14 protein-coding genes are annotated in these 18,879 nt (G+C 66.2%); 5 read left to right on the forward strand and 9 right to left on the reverse strand.

What is annotated here, in order from left to right; translation table 11 throughout:
* Positions 1-20: 20 nt before the first annotated feature.
* From ACIPY5_RS08930 to ACIPY5_RS08950, 5 genes are all read right to left on the reverse strand, one after another.
* Positions 21-605, reverse strand: a complete 585-nt coding sequence (locus ACIPY5_RS08930) for a GNAT family protein (RefSeq protein WP_309341981.1) — start codon at positions 603-605, stop codon at positions 21-23.
* The gene (locus ACIPY5_RS08935; RefSeq protein WP_309341979.1) at positions 602-1,210 is read right to left on the reverse strand and encodes a TetR/AcrR family transcriptional regulator; all 609 of its coding nucleotides are present in this window, start codon (positions 1,208-1,210) and stop codon (positions 602-604) included. The genes ACIPY5_RS08930 and ACIPY5_RS08935 overlap by 4 nt, the downstream gene beginning before the upstream one ends.
* Positions 1,211-1,266: 56 nt before the next feature.
* Positions 1,267-3,342 carry an MDR family MFS transporter gene (locus ACIPY5_RS08940; protein ID WP_400969398.1) on the reverse strand — a complete coding sequence of 692 codons (2,076 nt, stop codon included), beginning with the start codon at positions 3,340-3,342 and terminating at the stop codon, positions 1,267-1,269.
* A 223-nt stretch (positions 3,343-3,565) separates the two neighbouring features.
* Positions 3,566-4,183: a TetR family transcriptional regulator gene (locus ACIPY5_RS08945; RefSeq protein ID WP_309341976.1), complete on the reverse strand. Its 618-nt coding sequence runs from the start codon at positions 4,181-4,183 to the stop codon at positions 3,566-3,568.
* Between the two features lie 47 nt (positions 4,184-4,230).
* On the reverse strand, positions 4,231-6,339 hold the full coding sequence (locus tag ACIPY5_RS08950) for an MDR family MFS transporter (RefSeq protein ID WP_400969402.1): 2,109 nt from the start codon (positions 6,337-6,339) through the stop codon (positions 4,231-4,233).
* 191 nt (positions 6,340-6,530) lie between these two features.
* Between ACIPY5_RS08950 and ACIPY5_RS08955 the strand changes: the two genes are divergently transcribed.
* Positions 6,531-7,316 (forward strand): DNA/RNA non-specific endonuclease, encoded by a 786-nt coding sequence (locus tag ACIPY5_RS08955; protein ID WP_400969405.1) that lies wholly within the window; start codon positions 6,531-6,533, stop codon positions 7,314-7,316.
* Positions 7,317-7,346: 30 nt separating this feature from the next.
* Here the strand turns inward: ACIPY5_RS08955 and ACIPY5_RS08960 are convergent, their stop codons facing one another.
* Positions 7,347-9,221 carry a lipase family protein gene (locus ACIPY5_RS08960; protein ID WP_400969408.1) on the reverse strand — a complete coding sequence of 625 codons (1,875 nt, stop codon included), beginning with the start codon at positions 9,219-9,221 and terminating at the stop codon, positions 7,347-7,349.
* 173 nt (positions 9,222-9,394) lie between these two features.
* On the opposite strand from ACIPY5_RS08960, the gene ACIPY5_RS08965 reads away from it, so the two are divergent.
* On the forward strand, positions 9,395-9,742 hold the full coding sequence (locus ACIPY5_RS08965; protein WP_400969411.1) for a helix-turn-helix domain-containing protein: 348 nt from the start codon (positions 9,395-9,397) through the stop codon (positions 9,740-9,742).
* 82 nt (positions 9,743-9,824) lie between these two features.
* Here the strand turns inward: ACIPY5_RS08965 and ACIPY5_RS08970 are convergent, their stop codons facing one another.
* The 3 genes from ACIPY5_RS08970 to ACIPY5_RS08980 form a co-directional block, all read right to left on the reverse strand.
* Positions 9,825-10,916 carry a hypothetical protein gene (locus ACIPY5_RS08970; protein WP_400969413.1) on the reverse strand — a complete coding sequence of 364 codons (1,092 nt, stop codon included), beginning with the start codon at positions 10,914-10,916 and terminating at the stop codon, positions 9,825-9,827.
* 3 nt (positions 10,917-10,919) lie between these two features.
* A complete protein-coding gene (locus tag ACIPY5_RS08975) occupies positions 10,920-11,858 on the reverse strand; it encodes a hypothetical protein (protein ID WP_400969416.1) in 939 nt (312 codons plus the stop codon).
* Positions 11,859-12,276: 418 nt separating this feature from the next.
* Positions 12,277-12,723, reverse strand: coding sequence for a very short patch repair endonuclease (locus ACIPY5_RS08980; RefSeq protein ID WP_400969419.1), 447 nt, complete (start codon positions 12,721-12,723; stop codon positions 12,277-12,279).
* A gap of 262 nt (positions 12,724-12,985) precedes the next feature.
* Here ACIPY5_RS08980 and ACIPY5_RS08985 point away from each other — a divergent pair, with 262 nt between their 5' ends.
* From ACIPY5_RS08985 to ACIPY5_RS08995, 3 genes are all read left to right on the forward strand, one after another.
* Positions 12,986-15,262 (forward strand): hypothetical protein, encoded by a 2,277-nt coding sequence (locus ACIPY5_RS08985; RefSeq protein WP_400969422.1) that lies wholly within the window; start codon positions 12,986-12,988, stop codon positions 15,260-15,262.
* A 5-nt stretch (positions 15,263-15,267) separates the two neighbouring features.
* On the forward strand, positions 15,268-17,085 hold the full coding sequence (locus ACIPY5_RS08990) for an SNF2-related protein (RefSeq protein ID WP_400969425.1): 1,818 nt from the start codon (positions 15,268-15,270) through the stop codon (positions 17,083-17,085).
* Between the two features lie 91 nt (positions 17,086-17,176).
* Positions 17,177-18,388: a DNA cytosine methyltransferase gene (locus ACIPY5_RS08995; protein WP_400969428.1), complete on the forward strand. Its 1,212-nt coding sequence runs from the start codon at positions 17,177-17,179 to the stop codon at positions 18,386-18,388.
* Positions 18,389-18,879 lie beyond the last annotated feature (491 nt).

Consider the following 18,879-nt stretch of genomic DNA (forward strand, 5'->3'; position numbering starts at 1 on the left):
GCACCGATCGGAAAACGCTCTCATTCGGTCAGAGAGCGCCATTCCTCGGCGAGAAGGCCGTAGTTCATGCCATCCATCCACTCTCCGCTGCGGTGCAGGGCGGTCTGCCGGCTGTGCTCTTCGCGCCGCATGCCCAGGCGCTCCATCATCCGCCACGACGGCTCGTTCGCCGCGAAGCAGCCGGCGCTGACACGGCGCAGCCCGAGCTCGGTGAAGCAGGCGGCCATCACCGCGCGCACGGCCTCGGTCGCGTATCCGCGTCCCTGCTGCGCGGGATCCATGGCCCAGCCCAGCTCCGCCTGCACGCCTGCGGCCTGCGGGCGCACCTCCGTCTGAGCCCAGGCGTCCTCGACGCGCAGCATGATGTCGCCGATCACGCCGACGCCCGGAAGCTCCACGAGCAGGGTGAGCGCGAGACGCTCCGGATCCGTGAAGTGAGCGCGGAACGCCTCGGCGTCGGCGGGTGCCGTGCTCAACCAGCGGCCCACCTCGTCGAGGCGCCGGTAGTTCCACACGGCGTCGGAGTCGGCCGCCGTGCTCGCACGCACGATGAGCCGCTCTGTGCGCAGCGGGAGGGCGATCCGGTCGAACGCGGGGGAGGTCATGCCTCCAGGCTAGAGTCCGGATCCGACATCCGGGCGCCGCGCACCTGGACGAGTCCGTCCAGGGCCTGCAGCAGGCGTGCAGCGCCGGGGCGATCCGGCGTGGTGCGGGTGTGCACCAGCACGTTCATCGCGGCGAGCACGAGGGACACCGCGCGCACGGCCTCGTCGTGATCGGCGGCACGGCGCTCGGCGAGCTCGATCAGCTGCTCCCGCACGGATCCCATCCACTGCGAGAACGCGGGCAGCAGCTCGGGCCGCCGGATGAGCAGCTGCTTGATGCGGTGGCGGTCCATGCCCTCGTCCATCGAGGATCCGACCACTTCGCAGAGCGCGGGCACGAGCTCGCCGCGGGCGCGCAGGAATCGCGCCACGACCTCGCCGCCCGCACCCGACTCCGGCAGCTTCAGGGCCGCGGCGGCCTTGGAGGGGAAGTAGTTGAAGAAGGTGCGCGGCGAGACGTCGACGGCCTGGCAGATCTGCTCGATCGTGGTGCCGTCCAGCCCCTGCTCCTCGACGAGGCGCAGGGCGGCCTCGTGCAGAGCCTGTCGGGTCTGCTGCTTCTTGCGCTCTCGCCGGCCCTCGCCGGCGGCGTTCGCGATGCTCATCTTCTTCTCCTCGTACGCGAAGCCGGGACGGGACGTGCCCGCCCCGGCTGCATCGCTCAGGCGCTCTGGACCCTGATCGTACCGGTCTCGCTCACTCCGCCCTCATCGGCCTGCTCCTGCAGGGCCGAGCGGGTGCGCAGCGGCGGCGCCTTGAAGAACCAGCTCAGCACGAACGCGAGCATCAGCACGCCGAAGCCGACCCAGTAGATGATGTCGATCGCCTGCGTGAAGCCGACCATGAACGGCTTCGTGAGCACGGGGTCCGCGCCGTTCAGGAACGACGTGTCGCTGACCGAGCTGCTGGATCCGTTCGACGCCTTCGAGGTGCCCTTGTCGATCTCCTTGACGATGTTCGGCACCAGCTGGCCGACCCAGTACGTGCGCTGATCCTTGTTCGACCAGTCCACGACGACCTTGCCGTCCTGCACCGTGGCGTGCGCCTTGTCGGCGACCGCCTGCAGCGCCGCGGCCTCCGCGGCCGGAGTCGCCTCCGCGACCTTCTGGTCGATCACGGTCTGCGCAGCGGCGGCCGGGATCTGACCGGCTGCGACGGCCTGGTTCACCCCATCGGTGACCTTCTGCGTCACGGCCTGACCTGCGGCGGCCTTCGCCGCGGTCGCACCCTTGTCGAGCTGCGACTGGATGTTCTGCTCGAGCGGACCCGTGATCGGCGTCCACAGCTGCTTCATGACGGCCTTGTTCTCGGCCTTGCCCGCCACGGCGGGGTCGAGAGCCGCGTTCAGCGCCGCGGTCAGCGTCGGCTTGTCGGCCATGCTGTGCGTGATGTTCAGCGGCAGCAGCGTGAACAGGATCGAGAGCATGATCGCCGTACCCAGCGTTCCGCCGATCTGGCGGAAGAAGGTCGCGGCGCTCGTGGCGACGCCCATGTCGGGCGCGGCCACCGCGTTCTGGCTCGCCATGGTGAGCGACTGCATGAGCTGGCCGAGGCCGAGACCCACGACGAACATGCCGATCATCATGAACCACACCGGGGTGCTGGACGACACGAACGTGAGCAGCAGGAAGCCGAGAGCGGTGAACAGCGTGCCCGTGCGCGGGAAGATGCCGTACTTCCCGGTGCGCGCCGTGATCTGACCGGCCGCCATCGACGACGCCATGAGTCCGACGACCATCGGCAGCATGGCGAAGCCCGACTCGGTGGGCGTGAGGCCCGCGACGATCTGCATGTAGAGCGGGATGGTCATCATCGCGCCGAACATGCCGAAGCCGACGAGCACGCCGATGACGGTCGCCATCGAGAACGTGTTGGAGTGGAACAGGCGGATCGGGATGATCGCATCGTCCTTCATCGCGATCTCGATCAGCACGAACGCGATCGCGCCGAGGCCGCCGATCACGTAGCAGGCGATCGCGGCGAACGAGGCCCAGCCCCACTCGCGGCCCTGCTCGGCGACCAGCAGCAGCGGAACGAGCGCGACGATCACAGCCGTCGCACCCCACCAGTCGATGCGCGGGTTCTTGTGCGTGCCGACCTTCGGCAGGTGCAGGAACGCGATCACCATGCCGAGCGCGATGAGGCCGATCGGCAGGTTGATGAGGAACACCCAGCGCCATCCGGAGATCCAGAGGATCTCGTGCGCGCCCGCGAACAGTCCGCCGACCAGCGGGCCGATCAGCGAGGAGACGCCGAACACGGCGAAGAAGTAGCCCTGGTACTTGGCGCGTTCGCGCGGGGCGAGGATGTCGGCCATGATCGCGAGCGGGAGCGACATCAGCGCACCGGCGCCGATGCCCTGGAAGGCACGGAATCCGGCCAGCATCAGCATCGAGGTCGAGAACGTCGACAGCACGGATCCGATGATGAACACCGAGATGCCGAAGATGAACAGCGGGCGCCGGCCGAAGATGTCGCTGAGCTTGCCGTAGATCGGCACCGAGATCGTCGAGGTGATCAGGTAGGCCGTGGTGACCCAGGCCTGCTGATCGAGGCCGTGCAGGTCGTCGCCGATCGTGCGGATCGCGGTTCCCACGATCGTCTGGTCGAGCGACGAGAGGAACATGCCGGCCATGAGGCCGTAGATGACGAGCAGGATCTGCCTGTGCGTCATGATCGGGGCGTTCTGCTTGCGCTCCGTGCGCGTCGCCCCTGTGGTTGCTGTCGCGGTGGACATGGAGTCCCTTCAAATGGATCGAGGACGCCGTCGCCCGTCGTCGACACCCGTCGCTTCGAGCGCCGACGTTGGCGGCAAGAATGTTGCAGCCATGCAAGATTACACGAAAGGAAAGGTTGCGCAAACGCAGATTCGCTATGAGGTTGCTGGAATCTGCGACCGGGGGTCACCGGGGACCGGGGGAGGCGTCGCGAACGGATCGGCCTACGCCGCGAGGGGCGCCTCAGGCCGCGTCGCGCAGCAGCGCGCCCCGCGCCGCCACCAGGTCTTCCACGGCCTCGAGCAGGCGCGCGGCGCCCGGCCGCTCGCCGCCCGCGGTGCCGTCGTGCACGATCACGCTGAGCGCCGCCATGGTGAGGGCGACCGCGGCCATGGCGTCCGCGTCGTCCGCGCGCTCGCGGACCAGGAGGTAGTACTGCTCGCGGATGCCGCCCATCCACTGCGCGAACGCGGGCATGAGCTCGGGGCGGCGCACGACCAGCGCCTTCATGCGCTTGCGCTGCTGCGCGTCGTCCATCGAGGCGCCGATGAGCTCGCAGAGCGCCGGCACGAGCTCGCCCTCGGCCGCGCGGAACGCGTCGGCGCCCTCGGGGGAGATCCCGGTGTCGGGCAGATCGAGGGCGGCCGCCGCCTTGGACGGGAAGTAGTTGAAGAAGGTGCGCGGCGACACGTCGACCGCCTCGCAGATCTGCTCGACCGTGGTGCCGTCCAGGCCCTTCTCGTCGACCAGGCGCAGCGCGGCCTCGTGCAGCGCCTGCCGCGTCTGCTGCTTCTTGCGCTCGCGCCGGCCGCAGTTCTCCGCGTGCGGATCCGCCGCGGTCAGCTCCTCTGTGTTCGTCATCTCGCTCTCCTCGAGAGCCGGGGCGGGTCTCCCCGCCCCGGCTCCGCTCAGGCCTGGTGGGTCCTGATGCTTCCGGTTTCCGTCATGCCGACCTTGTCCGCCTGCTCCTGGAGCGCGGATCGGGCGCGCAGCGGCGGCACCTTGAAGAACCAGGTCAGGATGAAGGCGAGCAGGATCACGCCGAAGCCGACCCAGTAGAGCGTCACGAGGCCCTGGATGAACCCGATCATGAACGGCTTGCTGAGCGCGGCGTCGGCCCCGGTCAGGAAGGAGGTGTCGTTCACCGCCGTGCCGGAGGAGCCGGATCCGGAGGCCTCGCTCTCCTTCTTCTTGATCTGGTCCTGCAGCGTCGGGACCAGCTGGTCGACCCAGTAGGTGCGCTGATCGTGGTCGGCCCAGTCCACCGCGACCTTGTCGCCCTGGACGCCGGCGTGCGCCTTCTCGGCGACCGCCTTCAGCACCTGCTCGTGCGCGGCGGACTCGGCCGCGGGCGTGGCCTCGGCAACCTTCTGCGCGATCACGGCGGGCGCGGCGGCTGCGGGCAGCTGACCCGCGGCGACGGCCTGCTCCACGCCTGCGGTGACCTTCTGGGTGACGGCCTCGCCGGCCGCCGCCTTCGCCTTGGCGTCTCCCTCGGCCACGCCCTTGTCGAGCTGCGCCTGGATGTTCTCGGTCAGCGGGCCGACGATCGCGCTCCACTGCTTCTTCATGATGGCGGCGTTCTCGGCCTTGGACGAGGTCGCAGGGTCGAGCGCGGCATCGAGCGCGGCCGAGAGGTTGGCCTTGTCCTCGGTGGCGTGCAGGACGTTGGCGGGCAGCATCGAGAACAGCACCGAGAGCATGACGGCCGTGCCCAGCGTTCCGCCGATCTGGCGGAAGAACGTGGCCGCGCTCGAGGCGACGCCCATCTCGTGCGGGTCGACCGAGTTCTGGCTCGCGAGCGTGAGCGGCTGCATGAGCTGGCCGAGGCCGAGGCCCAGCACGAACATGCCGACGAAGATCTGCCACAGCGGCGTCTCGTACCGGATGAGCGTGAGCGAGAAGAAGCCGACGGCGGTGAAGAGAGTGCCGAGGACCGGGAAGATGCGGTACTTGCCCGTGCGGGCCGTGATCTGGCCCGAGGCGAGCGACGCGATCATGAGGCCGACGATGAGCGGCAGCATGGACAGGCCGGACTCGGTCGGGTTCATGCCGACGACGATCTGCATGTAGAGCGGGATGGTCATCATCGCGCCGAACATCGCGAAGCCGACGAGGAAGCCCAGGACCGTGGCCATCGAGAAGGTGCCCGAGCGGAACAGCTTCAGCGGGATGATCGCGTCATCCTTCATGAGGGCCTCGATCACGACGAACGCGACGAGGCCGATGCCGCCGATCACGTAGCAGGCGATGGAGGCGACGGAGTCCCAGCCCCAGGCGCGGCCCTGCTCGACGACGATGAGCAGCGGAACGAGCGCCACGATGACCGCGGCGGCTCCCCACCAGTCGATGCGCGGGCCCTTGTGCCGGCCCACCTTGGGCAGGTGCAGGAACGTGATGACCATGAAGAGCGCGAACAGGCCCAGCGGGATGTTGATGAGGAAGGTCCAGCGCCAGCCGTCGATCCAGAGGATCTCCTTCGCGCCGGCGAACAGGCCACCGACGAGCGGGCCGATCACGGTCGCGACGCCGAACACCGCGAAGAAGTAGCCCTGGTACTTGGCGCGTTCGCGCGGGGCGAGGATGTCGCCCATGATCGCGAGCGGAAGCGCCATGAGGGCGCCGGCGCCGATGCCCTGGAAGGCGCGGAACGCGGCGAGCATCATCATCGAGGTCGAGAACGCCGAGAGCGTGGAGCCCAGGATGAAGATCACGATGCCGAGGATGAACAGCGGGCGGCGGCCGAAGATGTCGCTGAGCTTGCCGTAGATCGGCACGGCGATCGTCGAGGTGATGAGGAACGCGGTGGTGACCCAGGCCTGCTGATCGAGGCCGTGCAGGTCGTCGCCGATCGTGCGGATCGCGGTGCCGAAGACGGTCTGCGCGAGCGAGGACAGGAACATGCCGCTCATCAGGCCGTAGATCACCAGCATGATCTGCTTGTGCGTCATGATCGGCTTCGCGGCGAGCGGGGCGGGCGCCTCGACCGTCGTGACGGTGTCGGTGGCGGTTGCCATAGAGGTCCTTCCAGGAGAACGGGGGATGGAGCGGTGCGGATCCCGCTCGCGGACTTCGTCGATCGACACGAGCGCCGACGCCGGCGCAAAACTTGCAATTCTGCAATGTTACACGTTTGCAAGCTTTCCTGCACGCACGGATTCTGGATCCGCCTGGTGACAGTGTCGGAGGCGTCCGTCACGATGGAGGCATGACGGACGGCTACGGGCCCGGCTTCCTCTCCACCTCCATCCCTCTCCCGCACCCGGAACGCGAGGTGCGCGAGCTCGCGTATCCGCGCTTCACCGTGCTGCTCGATCCCGCCCGCCGACTGGCGGTGGTGACGGGCGTGAACATCGACGGCACAACGCTGCGCGATCTGCCGCGCACGGGCGCATGGCGGCTCGACCCCCGGGTCGGGGAGGGCGAGCAGACCGGCCCCGCCGTGTACGCGCGCAACGACCTCGACCGCGGGCACCTGGTGCGGCGGCGCGATCCGGGATGGGGGGACGTCGCGGCGGCGCGCGCCGCGATGGAGGCCACCTTCGTCTACCCGAACGCCGCTCCGCAGGCGGCGCGTTTCAATCAGGGTCCCGAGCTCTGGCTCGGCCTCGAAGACCACGTGCTGACCTATGCCGAGGCCACCGCGCAGCGCATCTCCGTCTTCACGGCCCCGGTGCTCGCCGAGGACGACCCGCCCTACCGCGACATCCGGATCCCCCTGCGCTTCTGGAAGATCGCGGCCTGGGAGGCAGCGGGTTCCCTCGCGGCGGCCGGCTTCGTCCTCGACCAGAGCGACCTGGTCGACACCAGGGACGGCCTGCTCGCCGCCGCACCGCTCGGCGGGTTCCGCACGTTCCAGGTGCCCATCGCCGAGATCGCCGCACTCGCCGGGGTCGACGTCGGACCCCTCGCGTCCGCCGATGTGCTGACGACCCGGGGGATCCGCCCTGTCGAGTGGCGCCCGCTCCGCAGCGCCGAGGACATCGTGCTCTGAACCGCGGCGACGAGACGGCGCGGGTGCGGTTCAGCCCGCGGGCAGGTGATCGCAGTCCGGGGTCGGGGCCTTGCCGTCCCAGCGGTCCAGGGTCCACTGCTCGAGCTGCGGCGTGAGCGGGGAGTCCGGCCCGACGAGCTCGACGTGACCGAGCCCGGGGTAGGTGCGGTAGTCGATGGGGATCCCGGCATCGCAACGGGCCTTCACCCACTCGTCCTGGATCGCGGGCTTCACGAGCGGATCCGCCAGTCCCTGCGCGACCAGCACGGGGGCGGGGAACGGCCCGGTGGGCTCCTGCTCCTTGAGCGTGTCGCCGAACGGGCCGTCGAGCAGCGCATCCGGGAAGATCTGGTTCGGCACCTGGCTGCCGCGCAGGATCGCGGCGAGGCCGTCGTGCCCGTTGAAGCAGAGCCCGCCGATGCGCTCGACCGGCCCCGCGGATCCGGGGGTGAGGCTCTTCTCGACCTTCAGCTCGGGGAACACCTTGTCCCAGGTCGCCGCGATGTAGGCCGACACCGTCTTGCCGGCCGTCTCCGACTTGATCGCCTCGGCGAGCGCATACAGGTTCGAGGCCGGCGCGAACGCCGCGACGCCCTTGACTGTGAACTCCGGCGCATAGGACGAGGCGATCTGGCCGGTCCAGAGCGATCCCTGGCCGCCCTGGGAGTGCCCCCAGATCACGGTGTCGGTGGATACCTTGAGCTCGCGGAAGCCGAGCACGGCCTTCGACGCGTCCCACACGTTGCGGGCCTCCGCATCGCCGACGAGATAGGGGTGCGGGCCCTTCGTGCCGAGGCCGATGTAGTCGGACGTGACGGCGACCCAGCCGTGCGCGGTCACCATGTCTGCCATCGCCGTGCCCGCGCCGTCCGCGAAGGGTGCGGCGCTCAGCGACGGCGAGCAGCCCGGCACCACGCCGACCGTGCCGTGGGAGACCGTGAGGAGCGGGAGCGGATCCGGTCCGGCGTCCTCCGGCGCGAGCACCGTGCCGCTCGACACGGCCGGCGACCCGTCCGGGTTCGTGGTCGTGTAGAGGATCCGCCACGCCTTCGCACCGGCGGGCACGCCCACCGTCATCGGTTCGGAGCGGATCAGCGTGCCGGGCTTCGACGGCACGACCGCGGGCGGCGTGTAGAACGCGTCGGGCACCGGCAGCGGCGTACCCCCGAGCAGTGCGCCACTGCCCCCGGCGAGCGCGACAGCGAGCACGAGAGCGGCGCTCGCGCCGATCGTGCGGAGCCAGCGCACCCCCGGGCGGCGCGTGGTGCTCTTCGCGGGGGAGCGCCGCACGACGGCGCGCAGAAGCAGCTGCAGTCCGAGGAAGACGAACCACGCGCCGACGCCGAGCCGGAACACGACGAGGGTCAGCACCGGCCAGAACACGGTGATCGCGGCCACCGCGAGCGTCGCGACCGCCGCGATGATCCCCGTGACGCGCTGGTCCGCGCCGGGACGGAAGGCGCGCACCGCGGTGGCCAGCGCGAAGGCGACCAGCGCGATCGTGAGGAGGAGGGCGAGCAGGGGAGCACCCGCCACCGGCCACAGCGCCATGCCGGCCCCGAGCAGCACGAGCAGCCCGCCGAGCACGCGCGCGACGATCGCGGCGACCGGGCGGGATGCGGATCCGCCGTCTTCTCCGGGGTCCTTGTGCTCGCCCGCGGTGAGGAGCACCGCGATGCCGGCCAGCAGTATTCCGATCCCGGTGACGAGCGCGATCATCTGCACGGTCATCGACACGAGGAGGAAGACGACGCCGACCGCGAGGAGCGCGAGGCCCAGCACGACGCGGATCGGCGTGCTCCCGCGCGCGACCGTCGCGGTCAGGCGGCGGAACGGGCCCGTCCGCGGCTCCGGAGCCTCCGGCGCGGCCCCGTCGGCGGCGGGTGCGGACTCGTTCGGAACCACGACGTCTCCTTCGGCACGCGCCGCGGTCCGCGGCTGACGCCAGATTAGCGGCGGGCCCGCACGGGTCAAGGAAATGAAGAAGGCCCGGATCTCTCGATCCGGGCCTTCTCCTCACTGTGCGCCTCCTGCGCTCCTACTGCAATCGAGAGCGAGCTACCTCTCACCTCAAGAAGTTGCTGATCCAGGCCCAAGGGGAGAACGTGACGCGGATTCCGTCGCTCAAGGTCACCAAAACAGGGACGAAGCGGCTCAGTCCAGAAACGAACGCTGCCATTGCCGTGGACTACCGCACCGGGATGGGTGTCCGCGAGATCGCCCGGAAGTATGGCATCAACGAGACCACGGCGCATCGACGGCTTGAGCGGGTTGGTGTTGAGAAGCGGCCGTACGCTATCGGTCAAGACACCATCAACGCGATCCTGGCGCTTAAGGCGACCGGGCTGTCTTACAAAGAGATTGGGCTTCGCGTTGGCGTATCGGACAGCTCGGTCCGGAACATGCTCATCCGTCACGGCGTCTGAGCACATCTATCGCGCTTGCGACGCCGTTGCTCAGAACGCTGAACTTCTCCGCGCCACGGTCCACCAGGTTCACGCCTTACATTCAGCTCAAGTTGTCCGGGGCAAACACTGCGTACATTCCACAGTCATAGCCTTTGCCACAGTGGTAGAGCATTTCTGATGAGAAATTGGTATATAGCCTCGCCATCCCCTTCTCTGCTTTCGGGGCCTTGTGGTACCTCACATAGCCTTCAACGGGGTGGCTGCATCCCCTGCGCGGCTCTCCGAACCTGTCGAACGGAGCTCCTGAGCTCTTCTCTTTGCGATGAAACACGCGCTCGCCAGGCTTGAGCTTGCGTGCACGAGGAGCGGGCCCCGATGCTGCCCGCTCAACGATACGGCCGATCAGCACCTTAGCCATTTCAAGGCAGCTCTCACGGAACTCCCTACCGGTCACAGCGGTGACCGTGAGGGACTGGTTCGATTCCACTCCCTTGGCAGCGCTCACGAACGCAGGATCTAGGACGAAGATGTCGGATGTCGTACCGGGGAGAGAGTCCTTCGCCGATTGCTGGTCCGCCACGATCCGGATCTGGATGTCGAGCACCCTTCCTAGCGACTTCAGAACCGTGTTCCACGGATGCATGCCCGCGACGCCGCCTTGAGGCTTTCCGAACACAGCAGCGCTCATCTTGCGCACGTTGGGAGAGTTCGGCGTCGGATAGTCGATCGCTTCCTCGGCAAGTTCAACCGCAACAGCCGCCAGCTCGTCGATACTTTCATGATCGAACGGCATCGCGGCGATGACGAGGTCACCCACAGTTCGTTGAGTACGTTCTCGCAGGACGCGTGCGCGGAGAGTGACCCTCATGCACTCAAGATCATCCGGATTCTGCACGAGAGCGGCCTGGAGGATGCGACCGTCACGCCCTTGAAGGCTGATCGTCGGAGACGCGAGCACCACGCCGATGGCTCGGTTAGCGTCCTCATGTGCCACGCCGAAGCCCTCCAGCTGCGCGACCGCCTCATTGACGAATGAGATGTCGGACAGGTCGCGGCCCAGCGCCACCCGCATCGGGGTCTGAGCGCTCCCCTGAGAGGTAAACGCATCGATCGCCTGGACTCCGGGCACCCCGAAGACCGGCGCAAAATGATCGATCGCATCCACCGAAAGGCGGGCGGACTTACCCCCCATATCTCAGTGGTCTCTGTAGGCGAGGAAGCGCGCGGGGACCGAAATTACTGACAGCTCACCGACGGTCATGTCGTCGATCACCTTATGGAGGAGCAAGCGAAGGTCGGAGTCAGATTCGTTTCGGCTCGGATTCGGCTTACGGGGGTCGCTCCTGGCGCTAGTCGCTACTCCGCGAGTTCCCGCCTGACGGGATGAGCCGGCCTCATCCACGGCTTTGCCCGAGTCAAACAAGTGCCGACGCGAAACGCTTGCCGCCGTTGCCCAGTTGGCAACGTGAGTGTTCACGTTGCGCTGGAGCTCCACCGCCCATTTGCCAGCCAGGTCCAAGTTCTCAAGCTGCTGTCGGAACGCTCCGAGAGGCGCATCCGGAGCGAGAGCCAGCAAGAGCTCCCGAGAGACAGCCGAAGACTGTGCGACGGCGAACTCGCGCATCCATTGGATCTGATGCTCCTGGGCGACAACCGGAAGCTCAAGAAAGCGGTCAGGATCTACTGCCCAAGGGGACTTCTCGGCTCCGGCCTTCGGTGCCATGAACACACGACTGGTGGTGCGATCCCAGCCGCGCCAATAGTCAGCAGGCTCCCAATCAACACATGCACGCCAGACCTCGCGTCGGAGCCTCAAGTCCTGCCCACCATTGGGCACAGCGGAACGAACAATCGCCTCAACGCGGGCGATGTCCGCGGAGGAGGGGTAGATCCGTGGATGATGGTTGGGATCGCGCAGCACACCGACCCGACCATCACGCACGGCTGCTTCCAGAAAATCGATGAACCGCCGGAAACCAACGGCACGCTCGCTGAAGCCAGGATCACGCAAAAGGAGCGCAGACTTGACAGCGGCGGCGGAGGGAACCTTGCCTCGTTGGTTCAGGTCAGTGACCACCTCAAGCAACAGTCTGAAAGCGATCTCAAGCTCTGTCTGCTGTTCAGCCTCGGACACGTCAGTCTCCTCCATAAGATGAAGATAGCCGCCCTTCAGGGGCGGCTAAGCTTCACAATTTTGGTTACTTCGTCTCCTGCGGTTCGCTGGCAGTGACCGCATCCGATTAGTTGCCCGCTCGGATTCCCTCAAGGTACGACAGACCGCCTGACATCAAGACCGCTTTCAATGCCAGACCGATTGCCCTCGGTGTGCCCTCATAGCCGTTTAGGCTGGATGAAGTTATCATCGCCGGATGCCTCCGGCTTCCTTCATGCTAGCGAGCGTCTCGCCATAGTTGCAAATCTTGTTCCGGTTCTCGGCGTGTCGAGCTTGCGAGATCTCAGCAAGACATCCGGCCTGGCCTCCGCGCACCTGTCATGCACCCGCGATCGGAACTCGGACCGCCAAGCGCGATGGGCGACCTTCCGATCCAGCGTCAGTGACCGATGAGTATCGCTTTCGGGTACGCAGGACCGAGTGCAGCAGAGATCCTTTCAGCGATGACGCCTGCTGGCTCGTGTTCCCAAAAGCGGAGAACCGTCCATCCCGCCGCTCGCAGCGCATCGTTGACTTCGCTGTCTCGCTCACGGTTGCGCGCAAGCTTCGGCAGCCAATAGTCAGTGTTGCTCTTTGGCAAGGTGGCGTGGACCGGACATCCGTGCCAGAAGCAGCCATCGACGTAGACGGCGACTCGGGCACGCGGGAAGACGATGTCCGCTCGGGAGCGCACCGTGTTGAGCGGGGCGAAGTCGACTCTGTACCGAAAGCCGCGTCGGTGCAGCTCGCGCCGCACCGCGAGTTCGATGGTGGTGTCACGACGCTTGTTGCTGCGCATCGATCTCGCCGTGCCGGGACTCGATGCCCAAGACTCCGTCGCGCTCATGCAACCACGTTATGCCTTGAAGGTGTTCTGTCAGCGATCACGTCTGATACCCTGGCGGCGAACAGATAGCCCTGCTCGTGCCGTACTGAGGTCAAAGCGGGTTCCTATGCAGCCACTAAAGCTGTTGCGGTGCTCGAGATCGAAGGTTCCGGTTCGAATGGAGGAAGTTTCGTGTTCAACGCGTCTGACTTCTCAGGCGGCGGTGGATGCGCGTCTTCTGACGATCGACCAGCACGGGCCCGAATGACCCGGAGGTCAGATCGTGGCACGCACCACAACCAGCAAGAGCTCTAAGACCGGCGCAGGAGTTCTGCGCCCACTCGCGGATCCGGAGACTGCGCCGCCCGTCACTCGACTTGAGGACCGTAAGCTCCTCCCCGTTCCGTTCCGCCCAGAGTCCGGTCGGACTGAGGAGCGCGACGGCGCCCCGCTGAGTCGCCTCGGCGCACGGTTCCGTGATGTCTTCGCCGAAGAGCACGGCATCGCCGCTGCTGAGGTCGACCTCGGCATCGTGCGCCAGGTCGAAGCCCTCAACGCCGACACCGATCGGAATATGAAGGCACTCGGCGAGATCCAGACCAAGCGCACTGAGAGCGGAACTCTCCGCTTCGTCCGCTTCACCGTGAACACTCCGCTGATCTTCCCCTGGATGCTGAACGGCCGCGCGCTTCGTCGCATGGGCTCGGAACTGCGAGGCAGCGACGTGCACCTGGTCACGACCGCCGAGGATCACCCTCTGTTCTCGCTCCCCACAATGGATGTCGACGGGCCAGAGAGCGTCATCGAGATCGTCTCGGCGCAGCGCCGCCTGCTCGGCCTCTCCAACTACACCTCAGCCGACGGCCCGAAGAAGGGGCGCATCGACAGCATCATCCAGTTCGGTGTGCTCGATCCGCCAGACGTTGTCCTGACGCAGCTCAACTCGGCGACTGGAAGCGCCTGGGTCGCTCAGGCAGCTGAGGGTGCGCAGCGCCTGTTCTCCGCGCTCGCAGCGATGGACGTGCTCGCCAATCGGAACGTCGCCAGCGTCGCGACGGAACGCTGGCTGCGCAGCGCCCAGCCGCGACTGCGTGATCTCACTGCCGAGGATCTCACAGTCCTTTCAGAGAGCCTCAAGTTCTCCTCCACCGCCGCCGCGGGGTACTTCCCTAGCGCCACCAACATCGAAGGGTGGGTGAATTCTGTCGCCGCGGTGACGCCGGCAGCGGTCGCGTTCCAGCTCATCCGGACGATGGAAATTAACCTGATCGTCGCAGTCAACCCTGATCCGGTCATTGCCGAACGTCGCGGGCTCGCGCACCCGGTGTCGGACACGGTTCAGGAGCTCATTCGGAGCTATCACATGCCGGGTAAGGCAAAGGAGCGCTGGAACGACGCCGACGTCCTCGGCCTGATTGCGATCGGCGCCGTGGATGACCTAGTGGCCGACTCGCGCGTCAGCCAGACGGAACGCTCGATGTGGCTCGGCGAGTCACTCGCCGAATGGAGTGGACCGCCGCGGACTGACGATGGCGATCCCGGCAACCTGCTCGTCTCGACGACAAAGCTCCTCGCCGCGCTCACCGCGCAGTCAGCGATGCCTCCAGCTGACGAAAGTTCGCCGGTGGACTCGCTCGAGATCGTCAACCAGCGGCTGCGCCTGAACAGCACGCGTGTGCATTCGGACGATAGGGCGAAGGTGGCTGCCGCTCAGGCGATCGCGGCCCTCGGCCTCAACGGCTCCGGTTGGGAGGGAACGATCCAGGCTGCCATCTTCGGAACCTTCCGACATGGCTGGTTCTGGAAGACGAGCGAGCACCAGAACGAGGTGATCTGGCCGTCGCTCCTGTCGCTGCCGCTCGCCAAGCTCACTGCGCAGGCCCAGGAGGAACGGAGCGCCCGTAGCGCTGACGACGACCCTGACAATGCCGGGCCTGCCCAACGCGCGATCGCCGCGCTCGGTGGCCTCGCTCTCATGGCCAATCCGGGCCTCATCGCGAAGCGAGCAGCGCTTTCGCGGACCGGTCTCGGTGCCGGCGGTAAGTCGAACGACATCTCTGCAAGCGACCCGAGCATTCTGCTTCGTATGATGGCGCAGCACGAGGTGGGGATCACCGAGTTGTCTGACGCCATCGCCGCACTCACGGTGTCAGCGACACCCACGATTCCCCTCGACCGTGATGACGACCAGGAACTCACGGACGTGTACCTCCGCCAGCGGTGGCTGGGTGCCCGGCCGACGTCGGACAACCCGCAGACTGAGTTCGCACGACTGGTTCAGGAGCTGGTCGATTCGCTTAAGCGCGCCCGCGATGGCGAGTTCGGATCTGAGCGCCTCAAGGAGATCCTGCCGGGTGAACTGCTCGGTCAGACCCCGCCGGACGACGAGCTGCCCCTGGACACTGACTACGCGCCGGACCTCTGGGGCGAGCCGGTGTATGAGGAGATCGGTATCAACGAGGTTCTCGTCGATGAGGTGATTCCTGTCCTGCAGTCGCTGGTCGACTTCTTCCAGGTAGGCAAGGCATACGCCCGGGCCGCGAGTCGCGCATCGCGCTGATCAGCATGGAAGAGAACACGCTCGAACCGCGGTCTGGCAGTGTGTCCCGTCGGGGCGGCGATCTCATCGTCGTCGCCCCGACTGGTATGCCTCGATCTGCGTGGCTTTCTCTCGCCCAGGAGTTCTTGCTTCAGACCGGTGCCAGCGACGACGGAGAACGACGTCTCGTGGTGCCAGTAGAAAACGCCGCCGACGTCGCAGATATCCTCGGCCGCCCGTGGCCTGCTGGACGGTGGAAATGGGACTGGACGCTCGATGCTCGCGCCGCCGCCGGGTCAGCGTCGACAGTGCAGGATGCCGTCGATCGAATCCTTGCGACTCCTCCGGTGCGTGACCAAGGAGATCTGGACTCAGCGCTTCTGGAAGCTGGATTTGCACGACAGTTGCTTCCGGCTCAGCGTGACGCCGTCGCACAGCTCGTCTCGAGCGGTGGCGGCGGGAACTTCTCGGTGCCCGGGAGCGGAAAGACCACGATGACCTACGCCGTCTACACGCTCCTGCGTGCGGCCGGGCTTGTGGATCGCATGCTCGTGATTGCTCCGCAAAGCGCCTACGAGGCATGGGAGAACGAGGCCCGCGACTGTTACGCGATCGACAGGGTGCCCACGGTAGAGCTCGCCCCAGCGTCGCCTTCGCGGCGAAGCGAGGTTCTGATCTTCAACTACGAGCGAGCGGCGCAGCCCGGTACGCGCGCAGCTATCGATGCGTGGTCGCACGGGCATCGCTTCGCGGTCGTGTTCGACGAAGCTCATCGAGCGAAGCGTGGCAAGGATGGTCTCCACGGTTTCGGTGCAGCTGACCTAGCGGGGATCGCAGCTGCTCGGCTTGTACTTACCGGCACGCCGATGCCGAACGGACCTGAAGACCTCGTGGCGATCCTCGAACTCGCGTGGCCCGGTCAAGGTGCGCGACTCGCGAGCATGCACACTCCTCACGCCAACCGATCATGGACGCGCATTACCAAAGATCAGCTTGGGCTTGAAGAGGCCGTCATCGAGATCGAGCCAGTGCGCCTCGATGACGCCCACATGCGCCTCTACGAGGCGCTGGTCGGTCGACTCAAGGACGACCCCGAGTTGCAGGCCGACCACCCCGAGTACACGCGGTCAGCAGTGACACGTATCATCGCGTGCGCATCGAATCCGGCGCTCCTGGATTCAGCAGTGGGCGGTGAGCTGGTGTGGCCGCGCGACATCGACGCGGGTCGGCCCCTGCCCGAGCTGATTGCCGATACTCGTGCAGCCACGAGGCCGGCCAAGCTGCTCGCTGCAGCTCGGTACGCCGCCGACTACGCGTCCCGCGGAGAGAAGCTACTGATTTGGACCAACTTCATCGGGAATATCAACGAGCTCGAGCGGCTGCTGGACCCGTACCGGCCCGCGGTAATCACCGGAGCGACCCCCCGTCACGAGCCGAGCGCTCCCACCGACCGCGAGCGTGAACTGCGGCGGTTTCGTCAGGACCCGGAGTGTGCGGTCTTACTGGCCACTCCGCAGACACTCGGCGAGGGAGTGAGCCTGCACCATGCGTGCCAGACCCAGCTGCATGTCGACCGCACGTTCAACGCTGGGCTCTTCCTACAGGCGCTTGACCGGACGCATCGCGTTGGGATGCCGGAGGGAACCAGGGCCAAGGCAATCGTCCTGCAGGCGATCGGGACGATCGACGAACGGATCGATGAAGCCATGCGCCAGAAGCTCCAAGCGATGGACGAGATGCTCAACGACCCTACGCTCGCGCGCCTAGCCCGAGTGAAGGCTGGGCCCGCCGCGGGAGGATTTAGCCGCGCCGAGCTCGCCGACTTGCTTCGACACCTGGCATGAGCCTCCCTCCACAACTGACGATTTGGCGGCGCCTTCCACAGACCCCCTAGCCGCTCGAGTTTTCCTGAGAGCGGAGCTAAACTCGAGCGAGATGCCAGCCTCGCCCGAGAATCCAGCCGCCCCCTCCCCGCTTCGGGAGAAGACCCGTCCCGACTTCGACTCGGGCGAGCCCGCGCTGCGCATCGTGGACCTCTTTTCAGGCTGCGGGGGCCTCACGCTCGGAGCAGCCCAGGCAGCCAACCATGCCGGGCTTGCCCTTGACATCCGCCTTGCTGTCGATTTCGAACAGGCCGCCGTCGATGTGTACAAGGAGAACTTCCCCAAAGCCAACGCTGTGATGGCGCCCGTTGAGGACTACTTCGATGGTGAACTGAGTGACGAAATCACCGAAACCGAGGTCAAGACGCGGGAATCAGCGGGGAAGACCCACCTCCTCTTCGGCGGCCCGCCGTGCCAAGGGCATAGCGACCTGAACAACCGAACGCGTCGCGACGATCCGAAGAACAAGCTCTACCTCAAGATGGCACGAGCAGCGCGTGTTCTCGAGCCTTCAATTGTCCTGATCGAGAACGTGCCCGCAGTTCGGCTCGACACTGCAGGCGTTGTCAAGACAACCTTCGACTACCTTGAGCAGCTCGGGTACGAGGTGGCAACAGCGACGGTCGGCATACATGCGCTTGGCGTGGCGCAGAAGCGCCGGCGTCACGTCCTCCTCGCGTCGAACGTGGACTCCGTCGATCCGAAGAAGATTCTTGCGGACCTCGCTTCGCGTGCTGACGACGCAGCCTTCAACCTCGAATGGGCCATAGGTGACCTGCGGTCGCTGGCTAACCCGGATGGTTACGACAGCCCTCCGAAAGCAAGCCCGGCGAACGTCAAGCGGATGGAGTACCTACAGGCGTCGGGAGACTTTGATCTGCCCAACTCGCTCCGCCCGAAGTGCCATCAGGACGGCAATCATTCCTATAAGTCGATGTACGGACGCCTCAAGTGGACTGACCCCGCCCAAACGATCACGAGTGGTTTCGGAAGCATTGGACAAGGACGTTATATGCATCCGGGTGCGGTGCGAGCGCTTACCGCTCACGAGGCTGCTCGCATCCAAGGGTTCCCCGACTACTTCACTTTCGGGTCCGTGACGAAGCGCGCCGACCTCGCCACCATGATCGGTAACGCGGTACCACCGGCGTTGATGCGTGAAGTCGGAGCGGCCGTGATCCCTTCTCTGGGGGTGCAGCAGGACGAGGTGTCGCTGAAGATTGAAGAATCGACGGCACAAACGGAGCTCGCGCTCGTCGGCTGAGCGGCATCGATGAACGGGGTTGGCTGGTACCCGTCCCGCTGCTAGTTTCGAAGTCTCGGCGCAGAGGGGCGGAGCATCGTATGGCGCGAGTCAGGTGGATCGGTTGGGGTACACAGGCCGTAAGGCCACATCCGACTGAAGTGGACTGCTTCGTCCAAGTCGTGGACGGGAACGAAAAGCTCCTGCACATCACTACTTTCGGCTCGGATGCACGCATCTCTGCATCCAAGAGCAGCCAGTCGATTCAACTGAACCGCGAACAGGCCGAAGCGTTGCGCGCGATCATTGACGAGGTTTTCCGCGGGTAGAAGCGAGCCTTCGATATGTTGCGCACGCGGAAACCACCCCACGTCCCGCTGGAATGCCGGCGACTTGCTACTCCCGCGCGCGTAGTCTGCTCGCCGATCCATACGAGCTCTACCGACGCGCGTCGGACTACACCCGCCTGAAGCTCAACCAGGCCTTCTTCGCCCGCATCTACGTCGTCAACG

This window comes from Microbacterium sp. NPDC089698 (assembly GCF_044749045.1).
Lineage (GTDB): Bacteria > Actinomycetota > Actinomycetes > Actinomycetales > Microbacteriaceae > Microbacterium.